Annotated in this window: 11 protein-coding genes; 2 read left to right on the forward strand and 9 right to left on the reverse strand. The window is 61.0% G+C overall.

Features of this window, described 5'->3' with window-relative positions; all coding sequences use genetic code 11:
- Positions 1–204: 204 nt before the first annotated feature.
- Positions 205–909, reverse strand: coding sequence for a TraX family protein (locus BM132_RS12795; protein WP_092455708.1), 705 nt, complete (start codon positions 907–909; stop codon positions 205–207).
- A gap of 195 nt (positions 910–1,104) precedes the next feature.
- Here BM132_RS12795 and BM132_RS12800 point away from each other — a divergent pair, with 195 nt between their 5' ends.
- Positions 1,105–2,145 carry a threonine aldolase family protein gene (locus BM132_RS12800; RefSeq protein ID WP_092455710.1) on the forward strand — a complete coding sequence of 347 codons (1,041 nt, stop codon included), beginning with the start codon at positions 1,105–1,107 and terminating at the stop codon, positions 2,143–2,145.
- Between the two features lie 138 nt (positions 2,146–2,283).
- Here the strand turns inward: BM132_RS12800 and gbcB are convergent, their stop codons facing one another.
- Positions 2,284–3,384, reverse strand: coding sequence for a glycine-betaine demethylase subunit GbcB (gene gbcB / locus BM132_RS12805; protein WP_047228148.1), 1,101 nt, complete (start codon positions 3,382–3,384; stop codon positions 2,284–2,286).
- A gap of 285 nt (positions 3,385–3,669) precedes the next feature.
- Here gbcB and gbcA point away from each other — a divergent pair, with 285 nt between their 5' ends.
- Positions 3,670–4,965 (forward strand): glycine-betaine demethylase subunit GbcA, encoded by a 1,296-nt coding sequence (gene gbcA / locus BM132_RS12810; protein ID WP_092455712.1) that lies wholly within the window; start codon positions 3,670–3,672, stop codon positions 4,963–4,965.
- 96 nt (positions 4,966–5,061) lie between these two features.
- Here gbcA and BM132_RS12815 read toward each other — a convergent pair whose 3' ends face one another.
- The 7 genes from BM132_RS12815 to dgcB form a co-directional block, all read right to left on the reverse strand.
- A complete protein-coding gene (locus BM132_RS12815) occupies positions 5,062–6,306 on the reverse strand; it encodes a metallophosphoesterase family protein (RefSeq protein WP_092455715.1) in 1,245 nt (414 codons plus the stop codon).
- Positions 6,307–6,333: 27 nt separating this feature from the next.
- A complete protein-coding gene (locus BM132_RS12820; protein ID WP_092456032.1) occupies positions 6,334–8,202 on the reverse strand; it encodes a c-type cytochrome in 1,869 nt (622 codons plus the stop codon).
- A 212-nt stretch (positions 8,203–8,414) separates the two neighbouring features.
- Positions 8,415–11,867 (reverse strand): GMC oxidoreductase, encoded by a 3,453-nt coding sequence (locus tag BM132_RS12825; RefSeq protein ID WP_092455717.1) that lies wholly within the window; start codon positions 11,865–11,867, stop codon positions 8,415–8,417.
- 1,091 nt (positions 11,868–12,958) lie between these two features.
- Positions 12,959–13,525: a GNAT family N-acetyltransferase gene (locus BM132_RS12830; RefSeq protein WP_092455719.1), complete on the reverse strand. Its 567-nt coding sequence runs from the start codon at positions 13,523–13,525 to the stop codon at positions 12,959–12,961.
- A 327-nt stretch (positions 13,526–13,852) separates the two neighbouring features.
- Positions 13,853–14,623 (reverse strand): electron transfer flavoprotein subunit beta, encoded by a 771-nt coding sequence (locus BM132_RS12835; protein ID WP_092400736.1) that lies wholly within the window; start codon positions 14,621–14,623, stop codon positions 13,853–13,855.
- 15 nt (positions 14,624–14,638) lie between these two features.
- Positions 14,639–15,859, reverse strand: coding sequence for an electron transfer flavoprotein subunit alpha (locus BM132_RS12840; protein WP_092455721.1), 1,221 nt, complete (start codon positions 15,857–15,859; stop codon positions 14,639–14,641).
- Positions 15,859–17,823: a dimethylglycine demethylation protein DgcB gene (dgcB, locus tag BM132_RS12845; RefSeq protein WP_092455724.1), complete on the reverse strand. Its 1,965-nt coding sequence runs from the start codon at positions 17,821–17,823 to the stop codon at positions 15,859–15,861. The genes BM132_RS12840 and dgcB overlap by 1 nt, the downstream gene beginning before the upstream one ends.
- Between the last annotated feature and the right edge of the window lie 144 nt (positions 17,824–17,967).

Below are 17,967 nucleotides of genomic sequence, written 5' to 3' on the forward strand. Positions count from 1 at the left end.
ACGCAAAGGTGCGTTTACGACATAGGAACAGACACGGTCCTGTTTGGACTGGAGACAGGGTCCTTGTGGCGAGGGGATTTATCCCCGCTGGGTCGCGAAGCGGCCCTAAAACCAGACACCTGGGTGTGTCGGATTGATCGAGTTAGCCAGCTTGGGGGCTGCTTCAGCCCAACGGGGATAAATCCCCTCGCCACAAGGTTCTGTTCAGGCCGATAGGTGGCGAACCACGAGCAAGACCAGGAAATGCGCCGGATAAAGGCCATACGCCCAACGCCGCATCGGCGGAGGATAAAAACGACCAGCGTGTCGCAAAAGCATCAGCCCCAGCCATGGCGCAAACAGACACGCCAGCAACCCGCCGATCGCCACCCAATCCCCCAGCCACGCCGCGCCATACAACACCCGCCACTGATTGGCCGCCAAGCACACCAACCCCGGCAGCAACGCGAAATACCCGGGTCGGCGAAACACCAGCAACATCGCCAGCGGCAGCAGGACGCCAAAAAAACCGAACATCAAGCGCGACGAAAACAGCGCCGCCAGCAGCAACGCCCCCGCCGCCAGCAAACGCGCCTCCAGCGTATGGGTTTGCCAGCTACGCGCCACCAGCAAGCCCAGGGTCAGGGTCGGCAGCACGTTCAAGGTGGCGGGAACAGGAATGAACAACCGGTAAGGAATTTCGCTCACTGAGCTGAACAGCAACAGCCAACCCAGATACCGCCACGGGCTCGCGCTGGCCCCGTTGCGCGCCAGGTTCGCCGCCATCGCCAGGCAAAACCAGGGAAACGCCAGACGCCCCGGCACATACAACCAATCGGCGGAGTAACCGACATATCGCAGATGATCGAGCATCATCGCCAACAGAGCCAACCACTTGAGCAGATCCAGGGCCCCGTCACGTCGGTTCATGGGTACAGCCGCCCTAGGGTTTTGTGAGTTTCTGACAGAAACATCCAGTGTGTTCCCCCGCGATTCTTGGGTAAAGTGCGCACCACTATCGACCACCGCGTGCCGGACTCAAAGCACGCCGGACCACGGAATTCTCCATCCAGGAATTCTGTCAGGGATCTCTTACCCAGGACTCTCTATTTCAGGAGCAAGGCCATGACCGACAAGAGTCAACAATTCGCCAGCGACAACTATTCCGGCATTTGCCCCGAAGCCTGGGCCGCCATGGAAGAAGCCAACCAGGGTCACCAGCGCGCCTACGGTGACGACGAATGGACCCACCGCGCGGCGGATGATTTCCGGGCCTTGTTCGAAACCGACTGCGAAGTGTTCTTCGCGTTCAATGGCACGGCGGCCAACTCCCTGGCGTTGTCCTCACTGTGCCAGAGTTACCACAGCGTGATCTGCTCGGAAACCGCCCACGTCGAGACCGACGAATGTGGCGCGCCAGAGTTCTTCTCCAATGGTTCCAAGCTGCTGGTGGCGCGCACCGAAAATGGCAAGCTGACCCCCGAGTCGATCCGCGAGATCGCCCTCAAGCGCCAGGACATCCATTATCCCAAGCCACGGGTCGTGACCCTGACCCAGGCCACGGAAGTCGGCAGTGTCTATACCCCGGAAGAAATCCGTGCCATCAGCGTCACCTGCAAGGAGCTGGGGCTTAACCTGCACATGGACGGCGCTCGCTTCTCCAATGCCTGCGCCTTCCTCGGCTGCTCACCAGCGGACCTAACCTGGAAAGCCGGCGTGGACGTGCTGTGCTTTGGCGGAACAAAAAACGGCATGGCGGTGGGAGAAGCAATCCTGTTCTTCAACCACGCCCTGGCAGAAGACTTCGACTATCGCTGCAAACAGGCCGGGCAGTTGGCCTCGAAGATGCGCTTTCTCTCGGCGCCCTGGGTCGGCCTGCTGCAAAACGACGCCTGGCTCAAGCACGCACGCCACGCCAACCACTGCGCGCAATTGCTGGCGCAGCTGGTGAGCGACATTCCTGGCGTGGAACTGATGTTCCCGGTCCAGGCCAACGGCGTATTTCTGCAACTCTCCGAACCCGCCATCGCCGCGCTGACGGCCAAGGGCTGGCGCTTCTACACCTTCATCGGCAAGGGCGGCGCGCGGTTCATGTGCTCGTGGGATACCGAAGAAGCACGAGTGCGGGAATTGGCGGCGGATATTCGGGAAGTGATGAGCGCGTAGGAGCTGCCGAGCGGAGCGAGGCTGCGATCTTTCCCCCGCCAGTTGAATCTCAAGCGAAAGATCAAAAGATCAAAAGATCGCAGCCTCGCTCCGCTCGGCAGCTCCTACAGGGCCGAGGGGGAATTGTGTGCGGGCGGATCAAAACTCGATCCGCACATCCCCCTTCGGCACGCTGCAGCACGACAGGATGTAACCTTCGGCCTCGTCGTCCTCGGTGATCCCGCCGTTGTGATCCATCTCCACTTCCCCGCCCAGTTTCAAGACCTTGCAGGTGCCGCAGATGCCCATGCCGCAGGCCTTGGGGATCATCATGCCGAGCTTGGCAGCGGCGGCGTGGACGGTTTCTCCCGGTCCCACGCGAATACTCTTGCCGGAGGCGGTGAACTCCACCAGATGCAGATCCGCCACATCGACTTCCGGGGCGTCGGCAGCCTGTTCGGCTTGCTCCACGGCATCGGCACGGGCTTCCGGTGGTGTGGCGCCGAAGGACTCCTCGTGGTAACGCGTCATGTCGAAGCCAGCCGCTTCCAGCAGGCGCTTGACCGCGTTCATGTATGGCGTTGGGCCACAGCAGAACACTTCGCGCTCCAGGAAATCCGGCGCCATCAGCTCGAGCATCTTGTGGTTCAGGTAGCCTCGGTAACCGGCCCAAGGCTCGCCCAGGCCGTGCTTTTCGCAGATCAGGTGCAGATTGAAGTTGTCGATCCGCGAGGCCATGTGCTCCAGCTCGCGGTGATAGATGATGTCCTTGGGCGAGCGGGCGCTGTGGATAAACACCATATCGACGTTGGCGTTGGTGTCGTAATACCAGCGCGCCATGGACATCACTGGCGTGATGCCGACGCCGCCACTGAGATAAAGCACCTTAGGGTTCGAGAAGTCGATGGCATTGAACAGGCCGACCGGCCCGTGCACCGCCAGCTCCTGGCCTTCGTGCAGGGTGTCGTGCAGCCAGTTGGAAACCTTGCCCCCCGGTACGCGCTTGATGGTCACCGAAAAGCTGTAGGGCACCGACGGCGAGCTGGAAATGGTGTAGGAGCGCATGATCGGCTGACCTTCGATTTCAAGCTCCAGGGTGACGAATTGCCCCGGCTTGAAAAAGAACAGAATCGGCTGATCAGCCATGAAGCAAAAGGTGCGCACATCCCAGGTTTCCTGGATGACTTTGACGCAACGGACAATGTGACGACCATTGGCCCAGGTCTGGGTGGTTACCGGGTTCAGGAAGCTGTTGGACATGCTGATCTCCACGGCCGACTGTCGGCCTCTTATGAGGCGATTCTGCGTATAGCGCGAATCGCCCATTTACCTATCTGCGACATTCACATGCTTACCGCGACCAGCCCCTAACGACAGGACCTTGCGCGTCGGGAACAGATTGGGCCATGTCGCCCATGGATAAGGTTCGCCCCCTGCGCGGCCCCACACTCGCCCTCAACAGACAAATAATATTTTCTGCCTTGCGTAGCACATTTGATTAGCCACTTTTCGCCGGCCACGTAGAGGGCCCATGAGGATAAAACGATGGACGTCACCGCAACCCTGAGCCTGGGCGATCCGCTGGAACCCGCACGCAAGGCCACCGCGCAAATGCTGCAGGAACGCGAGCGCACTTTCTCGCTGCCGCAGCCGTTCTACTCCGATGAGCGCCTGTTTGATATCGACATGCAGGAAATCTTTCAGAAGGAGTGGTTGATCGCCGGCATGACCTGCGAAATCCCGACCAAAGGCAACTACCTGACCCTGCAGGTCGGCAAAAACCCGATCATCGTGATTCGCGGCGCCGACGGCGTGGTGCATGCGTTCCATAACGTCTGCCGTCACCGTGGCTCGCGGTTGTGCACCAGCGAGAAGGGCAAGGTCGCCAAACTGGTTTGCCATTACCACCAGTGGACCTACGAGCTGGACGGTCGCCTATTGTTCGCCGGCACCGAAATGGGCGCCGACTTCGACATGAAGCAGTACGGCTTGAAGCCAGTCAACGTGAAGACCGCCGGTGGCTACATCTTCATCAGCCTGGCGGAGAACCCGCCGGCCATTGACGACTTCCTGGCGACCTTGACCCATTACATGGAACCCTACGACATGGAAAACACCAAGGTGGCGGTGCAAACCACCTTGATGGAAAAGGCCAACTGGAAGCTGGTACTGGAAAACAACCGTGAGTGCTACCACTGCGGCGGCGCGCACCCGGAACTGCTCAAGACCCTGTTGGAGTGGGACGACGTCACAGACCCACGGGCCGATCAGGCGTTCAAGGACCATGTCGCGGCCTCCGCCGCAGCCTGGGAAGCCGAGAAAATCCCTTACGCCCACGCCAGTTTTGGCCTGCGCAACCGTATCGTGCGCATGCCGCTGCTCAAGGGCACCGTGTCGATGACCATGGACGGCAAGCAGGGCTGCGCCAAACTGATGGGTCGCATCAAGAACCCGGACTTGGGCTCGATGCGCATCCTGCACTTGCCGCACTCGTGGAACCACTGCATGGGCGACCACATCATCGTGTTCACCGTGTGGCCGATCAGCGCCCAGGAAACCATGGTCACCACCAAGTGGATCGTGCACAAGGACGCGGTCGAAGGCGTGGATTACGACGTGGCGCGCATGCGCCAGGTCTGGGACGCCACCAACGACCAGGACCGTCGCCTGGCCGAAGAAAACCAGCGCGGCATCAACTCCACCGCCTACCAGCCAGGCCCGTACTCCAAAACCTATGAGTTCGGCGTGGTGAACTTCGTGGACTGGTACAGCGAGCGCATGCTCAACAACCTGGGGGCGGAACCTGCGCCTTACCTCAAGGGCGTGCCGGTCCAGGGCTGACAGCAAAAAGCATCGCGAGCAGGCTCGCTCCCACATGAGATTGCATTCCAATGTGGGAGCGAGCCTGCTCGCGATAGCGGTCTGGCATTCACCCAATTATTTGGAAGACCACCGCACCGACCCATCCTCCCCATAAAACGTCTCTTCGATGTTCTCCCCCACCAACCGCACCTTCACATACCCGTTCAACACTCGTTCCGGGTATGCCTCATCCCCCGCCAGCTGCGTTTCCGACCACAACACCCCGGCGTGTCCGTTCAACTCGCTGGTAGTGCCGTAGGGAATCGCCCCGTGTCCGGCGCAGCGTGCGTGCAACCCGCCCTGGGTGGCGTAGCAGATGCCGTTGTGCAAATGCCCCCAATACCAGTAGTCCGGCTCACGCCCGAGGGCATCGCAGACGGGTTGGTAAAGCGCGGTCTTGTGGTGCCCGGAAATATCGAAACCCTGATGATGACTGAGCACCATGAGCTTTTTGCGCTTGGGCAGGCTTTTCATCCAGTCAATCTGTTGCGCGTTGAGGGTGCCGTCCATGTACAGATTCATGGCGTCCGAGGCGTAGGCACTGTCCAGGCCGACCACCAGCCAATCGTCGTTGTACAGAGCAAAGTAACTGGTGCCCTGTTGCACCGGGAAGCGCTTGGTCAGCTCCTTGAAATAACCGTGGGCGCCGCTGTACATCTCGTGGTTGGAATTGAGCGTGAACGAGCCGTGCTTGCCCTGGGGCCAGCCGACCATGTCGACGTCTTCCTGGGAATGGGTGCCGGCGTAGTACACATCGCCCAGATGAATGGTGAAGTCGGCCTCGGCCAGTTGCATCTGATTGGCGACAGCCACGGCCGGAGCATGACTGTCGAACGGTCCGGTGCCCCAGTCGCCAGCGATCGCCAGCACCACATCGCTGTCCATTTTCACCAGCGCCGGGTTAGTGGCGAACGGCGCGTGATGGCGCAGGTTCTCGATCCACTTGAGCAACGCCTCACTCCACAACAGGTCGAGCAACTCCCATTTGCGGCAACCGAGCAAGGTGCCGTCCTTGAGCACGCGGGTCGGCAGTTCGTCCTCGGTTTGTGGCAAGGCGCTGGCATTGCCGATCTTCAGGATCGAAAGACCGTGGGCCAGCTCCCACGGCACGGTCGGTTCGTCATCCGGCAGGTCGCCGTGATCGATGACGTGCCGGGCCTGATCGTGGCCGCGCTGGAGCAACTTGACGATGGCCTCGAACTCTTCAGGCTCCAGGTCGTTGACGAGTTTCTTCCAGGACATCTCCAGCCGCGTGACCAACCCGTGCAGGCGGACTTTGACCTTGTCGAACTCATGTTCCCAATGGTGCAGTAATGACATGTGAACGCTCCTTCGCAGTGCCCTGGGCTACAGGGTTTTCATGAATTCGATCAGGGCCCGTTTGTCGGCATCCGACAACTGCGTGCCATACAGGTGGCCGCCGTTGTGGTTGCCTTCCAGGCGGGTGTCGTATTTGAAATCCGCCGACGCCTTCATCTGCGCGCCGCTGGTGATGAAGCCGACCTTCTCCTGGTCGTAGATGTCGGAACCGGTGTAGAACACTTGCGGGCGCAACTCGGGCGGTTGCAACAAGTCCCACAGGGTCGGCACCGAACCGTTATGCAGATACGGCGCCCTTAGCCAGACGCCGTCGGTGGGGGTGTTGCTGTAGCTCTGGGTCTTGCGGTACGCGCCGAAGTCGAACGGCGGTTTCTTGAAGCCGTGGAACGCCGTCACCAGCCCGACGGTGAAGGAGTTCAGGCGATGGGGATCGGTGCCCAACTGGTCGATGTTGGTGGTGACCTGTCCTGTGTCGGCACGGCCGAAGGCGTGGCAAGCGGCACAGTTCTGCTCCCAGATCGGTTTGCCCTGGGCGACTTTCGCCTGGTCCAGGGCGAACGGCCACGCCGGCGCCTTGTGGCCCAGCAACCAATTGGTCACCCGGTTGAAACTCGGTGGCAGCACCGATTGCGGCGTCGCGCCCACGGCCATGGCCGCCGCGTAGTTGCGTTCGTGAATCTTGTTGTTATTGCCGTCCCAATGCAGATACATCGACTCACGGGGTTTCTGGTTCCAGACCTGCGGCAAGTCCACGGTGCCGATGGTGGAGTCATCCGGGAAGCCGAACACCACCATTTTGGTCGGGTTGAAGGTATCGGTCCGCCCTGGACCTTGGGCCGGACGCAGCTTCTGCCAGGCGTAGGCCTGCTTCTGCTTGAGAAGTGCGCTCTTGGCCATGGGGATGATCAGGTAGCGGTTGTACAGTTTTTCGAAAAAGCCCAGTTGGAACTTGTTGTTGATCGCCGCCATGACCGCATCAGGAGTGAATTTCGGGTCGCTGGCACAATCGTAGGCAAACCACTGGAAGGCCTGCAGTTGCAGGGTGTTGGCCGGTGCGGTGGCGACCGGAACCGCTACGTCACTGGCATTGGCCCGGTACGAGCCGGTGTGGCACAGCGCGCAGTTCGGCTCCACGGTGGGATAACCCAGTTGCCGCTTGGCCATGCCGATGGGCAAGTCGTTACCGTTCTCATAGAGAAACCCGAACACCTCGTAACCGCCGGGCTTGGGCAGTTTTTCCGGACACATCTGCGGCAGCACGGCGAACAGGTAATAAGGGATCCGCGCTTCGATGCCCAGGCCGATGGCGGCGTATTTGTAATGGTCTTCGTCGGAAGCGAAGTCTGGCTGGGGCACCTCTCGTATCATCTGGTACCAGGTTTGGTAGCCGATGAAACCCAGCAGCAATACCACCACCAGCGTGCCGACCTTGAAACCATGACGGTGCCAGCGCCGCGCCCAACCGACGCGCCACTCCCGCCAACCGGCGCAGAGCAGGGCCAGAGGACGCTGGGCGACCGGGCTGCCCAGGTACAGCAGCACGCCCAGAATCAGGAACATGCTCAAGTCGCCCATCAACATCGGCACGAACAACTGGCCCTGGTTATTGGTGTTGATCAGGTAGATCCAGAACACCACCGCCACCAGCCGCGACAGCACGCACAACCACGAATGCACCACGAAACGCGGCGCATTGAACCCCGAGGGCATGTAGAACAGGCTGATCCCCACCAGCAACATGCCGGTGTTTTCCAGCCAGGGATCGGACAACACGGGCGGCAGGCCGAGCATGGACGTCAGCAACGCCGGCGCGAACAGCGCCGGAATCGCGAAGACCATGTTCATCACAATCCCCACCCAGATGATGCGTTGGAACCAACGGATGTAAGTGTTCATGGCATCCTTTTCCTTATTCTTGACCCAGCACACAGCCTTTGTGGCCAGAAATTGCTCCCGCGGGGCGCTGTAGGAGCTGTCGAGCGAAGCGAGGCTGCGATCTTTGCGCAGCCCATTGAATCGAGAGGGAAAGATCAAGATCAAAAGATCGCAGCCTTCGGCAGCTCCTACAGAGGCCAGCGGGAGCAATCTCTGGCCACGGGATCAGTCTCCTAACCGAGGGCGGTCTTCTCCAGGTGTTCGAGGATGATCGGATACACATCCACCACCGCATCCTTGCCGAACATGCAATCGATGTGACCGTAGCCCGGCACTACATGGCGGCTGAACAGCTGCGGGCCGTGCATATCGCACAGTCGCTCGTAGGTCTTGAGGGTGCTTTGAGGGAGGTAGCACTGGTTCTCGGCACCGCTGATGAAGCAGATCGGCAATTTCAACCGATCGAAATGCGGCATGTAGACGTCGTTGCCCTTGAAGTCCACCAGATGCCCCTTGCGCACGATCAGCGCCAGGTGCTCGAAGGTCTGGATGTTCGACTCACCGAACAATTCATGCAGGTTGTCGTGCAGGGTTTCGTTGAGGGTGTCGTGGCGGTACAGCGACGCATACATGAACGTGATGCGGTGACAGACCGGATTGGTGCAATAGCCCTGGGCCTCGATCCGGGCATAACCGTTGAGGGCCTTGTCGTAGAGTTTGTTGAACCAGCTTTCCTTGGTGTCGGCGTAGGCCGTAAGGGACTTGATGCCGATGGCATCGAGCATCCCCGGCAGGTGCAGCCCGGCTTTCAGACCGGTGGCGGTAGCGACCACCGTATCGGCGGCGATCTGCGAACAGACCACCGAGCGCACCCCTTGCAACCCTGCCAGCATCGACATGAAGAACGTCGTCGCACCGTAGCAATGCACCACACATTGCACGTCACGGGCCAGGGTCGCCTGCTGGATCTGCTCAATGGCCGCCTTGAAATCGTACTGGGCCACCTGATCGCCGTTCCACTCATGCTTGCTGGCCGGTAGCAGGATGCTCACCCGCAAGTCCAGCAGCCAGACGTCATACTCATGCTTGCACAGGTACTCCAGCAGGTTGGTATGAATGGTGTCGGTGGAGAAAATATTCGACCCCACCCCCAGGCCATGCACCAGCATCACCGGGCCTTTGCTGCCCGCTTGATAGCGAGTCAGACGTAGCTCGACGTTGTCCTCGGTCTGGAAAAAATGCACGGTCGGCGCCGGGGCGTCCAGCGGCCGCTTGCTGCGGGGCGGCGCGTCCGGGTTGAAGTACACATCGCCTGCAAATACCCCACCGTAGCTCTCCCACAAAATGCCGGCGAAGAACTTGCCGAAGCGGGCCAACGCTTCCACTCGCTCACGCTCGTTGCGGGCGTTGAGCACTTTCATGGTGGTCATCTGCTTGGCGAAGTCGGCCGGCAGAATGTGCATCACCCCCGAGCCGATGACCTCGCCGCTCTTGTCCGGCCCGCGATACAGCGTGACATAGAGCGTGCTGGTGTCGTGCCAGATGTTCAGCACCCCGTTGTCCTCGGGCACGGTCTTGAAGGCACTGAAGTAATAATCGCTGCCATCCTCGGCGGTCAGTTTCATGTCGTAGTTCATGTGCCGCACATCCACCTGTTCCTGATATTGCTCGAACAGGTTGAACACCCCGTTGCTTGCGACCAGCGGCTTGGGCGAGAGCAGCGGCGCATCCAGCGTACCCACCAGGGTTGCAGCGTGTTCCGGTTCCTTGATCAGGCGATTGAGGTCGGCGGCGGTGATGGTCAGGGTGAACTCGATGGTCGAGTTATCGGCTTTGCCGCGCTTGGCCGCCGCTTCGTAAAGCGAAAGATCAGTGCCCTGGGGCTGGGTAAATGCCGTGGAGAAGTACCCCTTCATGGTTTCAGTGAACTGCACGCCCAGGGTCGGCGCCGCCACCGGTTTGCGCGGGGCCGAGGGTAGCGTGTAATCGATGATCCAACCGCGATCGGCCGCCAGCAGGCCCATGTTGCGTTCGCTCACCGCCGAAATGGTCAACAACGGGTTAACCGCCAGGGAAGTCGGGATCACCGCACCGTCGGTCACGTACAGGCCAGGGTAGACATCCGTACCGCTGGCGCCACTGAACACCTGGCCCTTGTGGTTGACCACGCCTTGCGTCGCGTCTTCCCCCATCACGCAGCCGCCCAACGGGTGGACCGAAACGATGCTGTGCTTGAGCAGCTTGGTCCAGATCGGATTTTCGACCCAGATCCCGCCCAACGCCTTGGTGCTCTGGTGCAAACGCTCATTGCCCAGCGTCACGTTTTCCTGCTCGCCGACGCCGGGCCAGTCGATGCGCAACTGATCCTTGTTGTCGAGCACCATGCGCCCCTTGCCGTTGTCGTGACTCATGATCAGGTACGTCTGCATGTTGTGCAGCGCGCCATGATACGGGCCGCGCAGAAAGCTCTCGGCTTCCCGGGCCTTGTACTTGAGGCTGGCACCCAGGCCCGTGTCGGTGGGCACACCAATCATCCCGGCGAACGCCGCCATGCTCGGCACCATGGGCCGGCCGAGTGCGCCGGGGATCGAGCCCTCCTCGATGACCATCCGGCTGCGCCAGTCACCCTCGGTACGCATGTCGATGATCGAGGTAATGCAAGGTCCCACCGGCTCCAATTCCTTGGCCGAATGGGCGCCGAAGCCGATGCCATTGATGGTCTGGTCGCAGTTGTGACCAAAGCCGAGGATGTCGCCGTTGCCGCTCATGTTCTCGCCCAGTTGACTGGACATCGACAGGCCCTTGTCCCGTGAGCGCAGCATGATCTCGGTAGAGCCCAGGGTGCCCGCGGACACCACCACGATGTCGGCGCGCACGAACAAGGTCGGCGCCGAGAACATTTCACGGCCGCTGTCCAGGTACTGGAAGTGCACGATCCAGCCATCGCCGTCGCGCTCCAGGTGCCTGACCTCGGCCTGGCAGAAAATCTCCGCGCCGTGGTTCCAGGCATCCGGCAGGTAATTCATCAGCGTAGTGTTCTTGGCCTTGTTGTTACAGCCCGAGACGCAATCTCCACAGCCGTTGCACGGCAACTGCTCGACGCCGACGTGGTTCAGGTTGTTGGGTAGTTTGTCGAACGTCACATTGATGGGCGGCTTGTAGAAATGCGCGTCCTGCTTGAGGTAACTGGCCGATTTGCGGTTGGCGTCGAGCTTGGGCAGCTTCGGCGACGAGTCGGGATACGGGTTGGGCTTGAGCATTTCCCGGGCCCGTTCGTAGCCGTCCTTGAGCAGCGTGTCGCGATGTTCGCGCACCGCCAGTGGCCAACGCGGGTCCTCGAATACGCCGGGCTCCGGCTCCAGCGCAACGTTGGCGTTGATCAGCGACGTACCGCCCAGGCCGCAACCGACCACCACGTTCTGCTGGGCGTTGACGTGCAGATCAAACAGCCCGGTGCGCGATCCGATGTGACCGTCCGGGTCATGCACCTGCAACTCCTCGGTGGCCGCGAGCATGGTGTTGGGGTATTCGCCGGGCTGGATCTCCCGGCCCCGCTCCAGCAGACAAACCTTGCGCCCGGCCCGGGACAAACGTGAAGCAGCAATGCCACCGCCGTAGCCGGAACCAATGACGATAACGTCGTAATGCTCCTTGATGTCGCTGATGGGGGTCGAGATCCGTGTCATGTTCAAGTCCTCAAGGCAGATGGGGCAACTCTGCGGTTGCCTGCAAATCGACAGGCGCACGAACGCCTGGCCACTATCCCGTACGGGTTGGAGCGGCAGTCAACGGTGCTACAGGGGAAACTCAGGGCTCAACGAGGCGCTATAGACGCGCACGCTGATTGGTGGCGCGACGACGTCTACGTTTGGGTAATCGGGTGGGAGGGGTCGGAGTACAGGTCGCAGCCGAGATCGGGTACCAGCAGGGGGGCTTGCTATCCATCATGCGTTCTCCCTGAACCAGATATGGATAAAGTGGCGGTGTCCTTGTGCCATGAGTGAAGACAGCTGCCAGGGCCACGTCAAGGTGGATCCTTAGAACTGTATGAAATTTGATCTATCGCGTCTGGGCCTATGCCCGCCGTGGCCCTTACGCTTTCGCAAACAAGTTATCCACATGTCCACCCACAGCTAATGGGGACAAGTGCATCATTGCGACCTGTTTTTTTAAGTAAAAGCTAAAGAAAAACCGTGACTTATGAACAAAGAGCATTTCTTTTCCATATAGATCAAAAACTGATCAGCGGCGTGAAAGCCTTGTCTGTCCTGGCTTCTGGAGGAGAGCGAACACCTTATCCACAGAAGCGCCAACAGTGTTTGGGGGTAATTCTGACGGTTCTGTGGAAAACCGCGTCTGCGGCCGGTAAATAGCGGTTTTAGCGGAATTTTCCGGATAAAAATGACGGATTGATCATTTTATAACCAACCCCATGAAAGCCCCGTTCCGTATGGCTTGTAGACGATAGCGAACATCTTATCCACAGAAGCGCCAACAGAGATTGGGGGCAAGTAGCGCTCTGCACTCACGCTTATTCACAAACAAAATCGAGGAAAAACCGCGAGTTAGGCTGGTTGTTTTTTAAGCGCACGCTTAGGGAGCTTGATCCGCGTGGGGTGTGGCGAGGGGCGAACAGGTTATCCACAGAGGCGCGCACAGGGATTGTGGGTAAACACCCATCCTTACTGTGGGAGCGGGCTTGCTCGCTCCCACAGGTTATATGGCAAGCCTTGGAACAGCCTTCAGCCCTTAGCGCCAGAGCTGTCCGCCGTGACGGTTAAGGCCGGTGCATCAAATACGCCTCCCCCGTCACCCGAATCATCGGATGGGGGACGACCTGGCAGGTTTTGACGATGCCAAAGCCATGGCGCTCATAAAAGCGCCGGGCGCCGGTGTTCGCTGCGTAGTCGATCAAGCTCAGGCCCTTGAGCTGCAACTGATCGGCACGCTGCTGAGCCCGCTCGAGAAAGCGCACGCCGAGCCCCTTGTTACGCCAACCTTCATGCAGGGCCAGACTCGAGATATAGAGGGTGTCGGGGACTTCCATGTCGGCGTAGGGCGCCAAGACCGGATCTGTCACTGGGGCCGCCTGTGGATCATGACGCGTCACATAAGCGTGCATCATGCCGATGACCTGGCCGTTGGCCTGGGCGACAAGGCAGTTCTGGTAGGAAAAATCGACACCTTCCCGGGCATAACGCGCGGCGCCCACCTCAAGAAGGTCCTGGCCTGGCTCCGCCAGCTGGCTCCAGATGTAATCCGATGCCCCCTCCGAGGAGATCCGGAACAAACGAGCGATATCGCGGGTATCCGTGGGCAAGGCGGGACGAAGTTCAACTTCCATTGATGTAGCTCCATTGGCTGTCAAACAGCTTTTTTAGGCGCAGGTTTGAGTCACGACAACATGCCGGGGCAGCGGTTTTATGGCTGGATGTTGCAGCGGGTCAGGTTGGTCGTTTTTTGAGCGAAGGCTTGAAAAGCCTGGTTGGCGCGGTTTGCGGATAGGCCCAAACAGGTTATCCACAGAGGCGCGCACAGGGATTGTGGGTAAACCTCAGCCCTTGTGGGAGCGAGCCTGCTCGCGATGGGGCCATGCCAGTCAACATGGAGGTGAATCGAAGACCGCTATCGCGAGCAGGCTCGCTCCCACAGGGACAGGGTGAGCTTGGATTTAGCGAACCACCCCTTCCTCAACCAACAACTTGAGAATCGCCTCGGCGCCCGCCTCCGGGCTCACGCCTTTGAGCACCTGCCCGCCTCCGCCGCTGGCCTTGGCCGTGGCGGCTTTCATGCGGTCGGCGCCGCTCTTGGCCTTGATCACTTTCAAGCGTTTGGGCCGTGGTTTTGCCGGTTGCAGGGTCGCCACCGCCAACAGAGCGTCGTCGATTACCTCGACTTCTTCAGCGTGCAACGCCCCGCGTCGGGCCGGGCCGTAGGCGCTTTGCCGGGGTTTGGGGGCCGCGTTATCCACCGTGGCGAGAAATGGCAGGCGCACTTTGAGACGTCGCCGCTGGCCGCGGGGCAAGGCTTGCAGCACCAAGGCTACGCCACTGTCGATGGATTCGACCTGGGCCAACCCCACCACCAGCGGCCAGCCGAGACTTTCCGCCAGCAGGAACGGCAACATGCCGGAACCCTCGCCGGTTTCCGCCTGACTGCCAGTGAGCACCACATGGGCGCCCGCGTCGCGCAGATAGTCGGTCAGGGCCGGCAGTGCGTCGGCGCCGGCAGGATTATCCAGTACGTAGAGTTCGTCCAGGCCCATGCCCAGATAGGCGCGCAGGGCCGGTTCAGCCACGTCGCCTGCATGCAACACTTGCAGGTCTTTACCGGCCAGTTGCAGGCCCAGCTCCACGGCCCGCGCATCCTGCTCGGCGCGCCGGGGCCGACCGGAGGTGGGGTGGGCGCCGATGGACACCAGGCTGATCACTTGAGTACTCATGGTTGAATCCTTAGCTTAAGCCGCATCGCGCTTGGCTTCGTTGCGGTACGCCTCTACCGCCGCGATCAAGGCCTGGAGAATCGCCGCGCTGTCGCCAATCACCGACAGGTCTGCCCGTTTGATCATGTCGCAACCGGGGTCGAGGTTGATCGCCACCACCTTGTCACAGGCACCGATACCCTGCAGATGCTGGATCGCCCCGGAAATCCCCACCGCGACGTAGACCCGCGCTGTAACCCAGGTGCCGGACGCGCCAACCTGGCGATCCCGCGCCATGAAGCCATCGTCCACCGCTACCCGCGAGGCACCTTCGGTGGCGCCCAGGGCCGCAGCAGTCTGATGGAAAAGCGTCCAGTCCTTGACCCCGTTGCCACCGGAGAAAATGAATTCGGCCTCGGCCATCGGGATCGCGCCCGGGTCCACCGCCACCGCGCCCAGATCTTCGATGCGCGACAAGCTGCGCGCCACGCCTGTGGATAACTCCACCGGCAGGGCTTCGTGACGGGTTTCACTGACCGGCTCGGCGCATTCGGCCGCCGCCAGGATCAACCGTGCCAACGGCCGCGCCAGGTCTTGCAGGCCGGCACCGGCGCGGCCGATGCACTCCTCACCCTTGACCTGCCAGACCCGCGTGGCCGGGCGCTCGCCCAAAGCTGCGGCAAACCGCCGGCCCATTTCGCCGCCACCGGTGCGGCTGTCAGGCAGCAACCAATGGCGTGGATTGAATTGGTTATCCACAGCTCGAAGGCCCTGGACTCGCTGTTCCGGTGCATAACCGCTGAATTCTTCACCTTCGAGCACCAGCAAGCGATCGACGCCCGCCGTCGCAAAAGCGTTCTCCTTGTGCTCACCGAATACCACCGCCAGCACCGCACCGTCCGTACCCGCAAGCTGATGGGCCAGGCCCAGCAAGTCGCGATCGTGACTGCTGAGGCGACCGCCGACCATGTCCGGCACCACACAGATGTAGAACGCCGGTTGCGGCACCTGATGCAGCGGCAGTTGCACTTCAACAGCTGCGCTGCGCTTGCTCGCGCCGCCCTGCTGGGCACCGCTGCGGTCGATACGTTTGATACCGTTAGGGCCGATGAAACCCACGCCGTGGACATTTTTGCGGATGATGCCGTTGGGGCCCATCCAGCTGTGCTGGACCGGTTGCATGGCCGCGTGCAGCGGGTGCAGGCGGTTACGGGCGATCCACTCGGCGCGAGGGTCGCGGCGGATGATGTCGCTCATTAGTGCACCTCCGCAGGTTCACGTTTGGCCGGAGCCGCTGGTTTGTTCGCAACCGCGTCTTCGAGCAGGGCGTCGGCCACCAGTTCAGCGATGTCCTTGATCATCGGGCGCGGCTCGACCACCCCCTCAAGCATCGCGGTGCACTGTGGACAACCCACTGCCACCAGTTCGGCACCGGTTTCGCGGATATCTTCCATGCGCATGTCGGGGATACGCTGCTTGCCCGGAATGTCAGTGATCGGCGCGCCGCCGCCACCGCCGCAGCAACGGGAGCGGAAACCGGAACGCTGCATCTCCTTGATCTCGATGCCCAGCGCACGCAACACCTGGCGTGGCGCCTCGTATTCGCCGTTGTAACGGCCCAGGTAGCACGGGTCGTGATACGTCACGCTGTCGCCCTTGTGCTGGCCGAGGTTCAGGGCGCCGGCCTCGATGACTTCTGCCAGGTAGGTGCTGTGGTGCTGCACCAGATAGTTGCCATCAAATGCGCCGTATTCGTTTTTCAGCACGTGGAAGCTGTGAGGGTCGCAGGTGACGATCCGGTTGAAGCTGTATTTGCCCAAGGTCTGGATGTTGCGCTTGGCCAATAGCTGAAAGGTCGCTTCATCACCCAGGCGCCGGGCCACATCGCCGCTGTCGCGCTCTTCGAGGCCGAGCACGGCAAAGTCGATGTTCGCCGCCTTGAGGACTTTGACGAAGGCGCGCAAGGTGCGCTGGTTGCGCATGTCAAAGGCACCGTCGCCAACCCAGAACAGCACGTCGGTGGATTTCACCTCGCTGAGCAGGTTCAGGTTCAGGTCCGCCGCCCAGTTCATCCGCCCGCCCGGGGCGAAGCCGCCAGGGTTGTCGGTGGCAATGAGATTTTCCAGTACCTCAGCGCCCTTGTTCGGCGTGGCGCCTTTTTCCAGGGTCAGATGACGACGCATGTCGACGATGGCATCGACGTGCTCGATCATCATCGGGCATTCCTCGACGCACGCCCGGCAAGTGGTGCAGGACCACAGCGTCTCGGCGTCTACCAGGCCGTTGACGATTGGCTGGTGTGGATTGCCGCTGTGTTCGCCCACCGGTTTACCCTTGCCGTCAAGGGATGGGTAGGGGCTGCCGGCGAATTTCGCATCGGTGCCGCCGGCCAGGCCGACGACCATGTCCTGGATGAGTTTTTTCGGGTTCAGCGGCTGGCCGGCGGCAAAGGCCGGGCACGCGGCTTCGCACTTGCCGCACTGCACGCAAGCGTCGAAACCGAGCAACTGGTTCCAGGTGAAATCCTTGGGTTTCTCAACGCCCAGCGGTGCAGCGGGGTCGTTCAGGTCCAAAGGTTTGAGACCGGTTGAGCGGCCGCCACCAAAGCGTTCGGCGCGGCGGTGCCAGGCCAGGTGCAGGGCCCCGGCAAAGGCATGTTTCATCGGCCCGCCCCAGGTCATGCCGAAAAACATTTCCGACACACCCCAAAGCACGCCCAGGCCCAACAGCGCCACCAACACCCAGCCCCCGAAGTCCGCCGGCAAGATTCCAGCGACGGGCAAGGTCACCAGGAAAAAACTGATGGAAAACGCGAACAGGCTCTTGGGCAAGCGCATCCACGGGCCCTTGGACAGCCGTGACGGCGGATTGCGACGACGCAAGGCAATGAAGATCGCGCCGCTGAACATCAGCAACGTGGCGAACAGCAAGGCATAGCCCAGGATGCGGTTCTGCAGGCCGAAACCATGTACCAGGATCGCCAGCAGCGCCGCCAGCACAAACCCACCCGCCGTGGCGACGTGGGTGTTGGCGATGTATTTGTCCCGCGCCACCACATGGTGCAAATCCACCATGTAGCGCTTGGGCATGGCGAAAAGACCACCGATCAGGTCGACCTTGGACGGTCGCCCCCGGCGCCACATGTTCACCCGCCGCAAAGCGCCAAGGACCGCAAGGCCCAAAGCGGCGAACAGCAGGATGGGAAGAAGGGTGTTCAGCATGGTGAAGCTCCCAAAGACCTCAGCTCTTGCAGGTCGAGATGCCTTACTCGGTTCCTGTGGGAGCGAGCCTGCTCGCGAATGCATCCTGTCAGTCACATTTGAATTGACTGACCCACCGCTTTCGCGAGCAGGCTCGCTCCCACA

This window comes from Pseudomonas sp. NFACC45, from assembly GCF_900113505.1.
Classification (GTDB): Bacteria; Pseudomonadota; Gammaproteobacteria; order Pseudomonadales; family Pseudomonadaceae; genus Aquipseudomonas; species Aquipseudomonas tehranensis.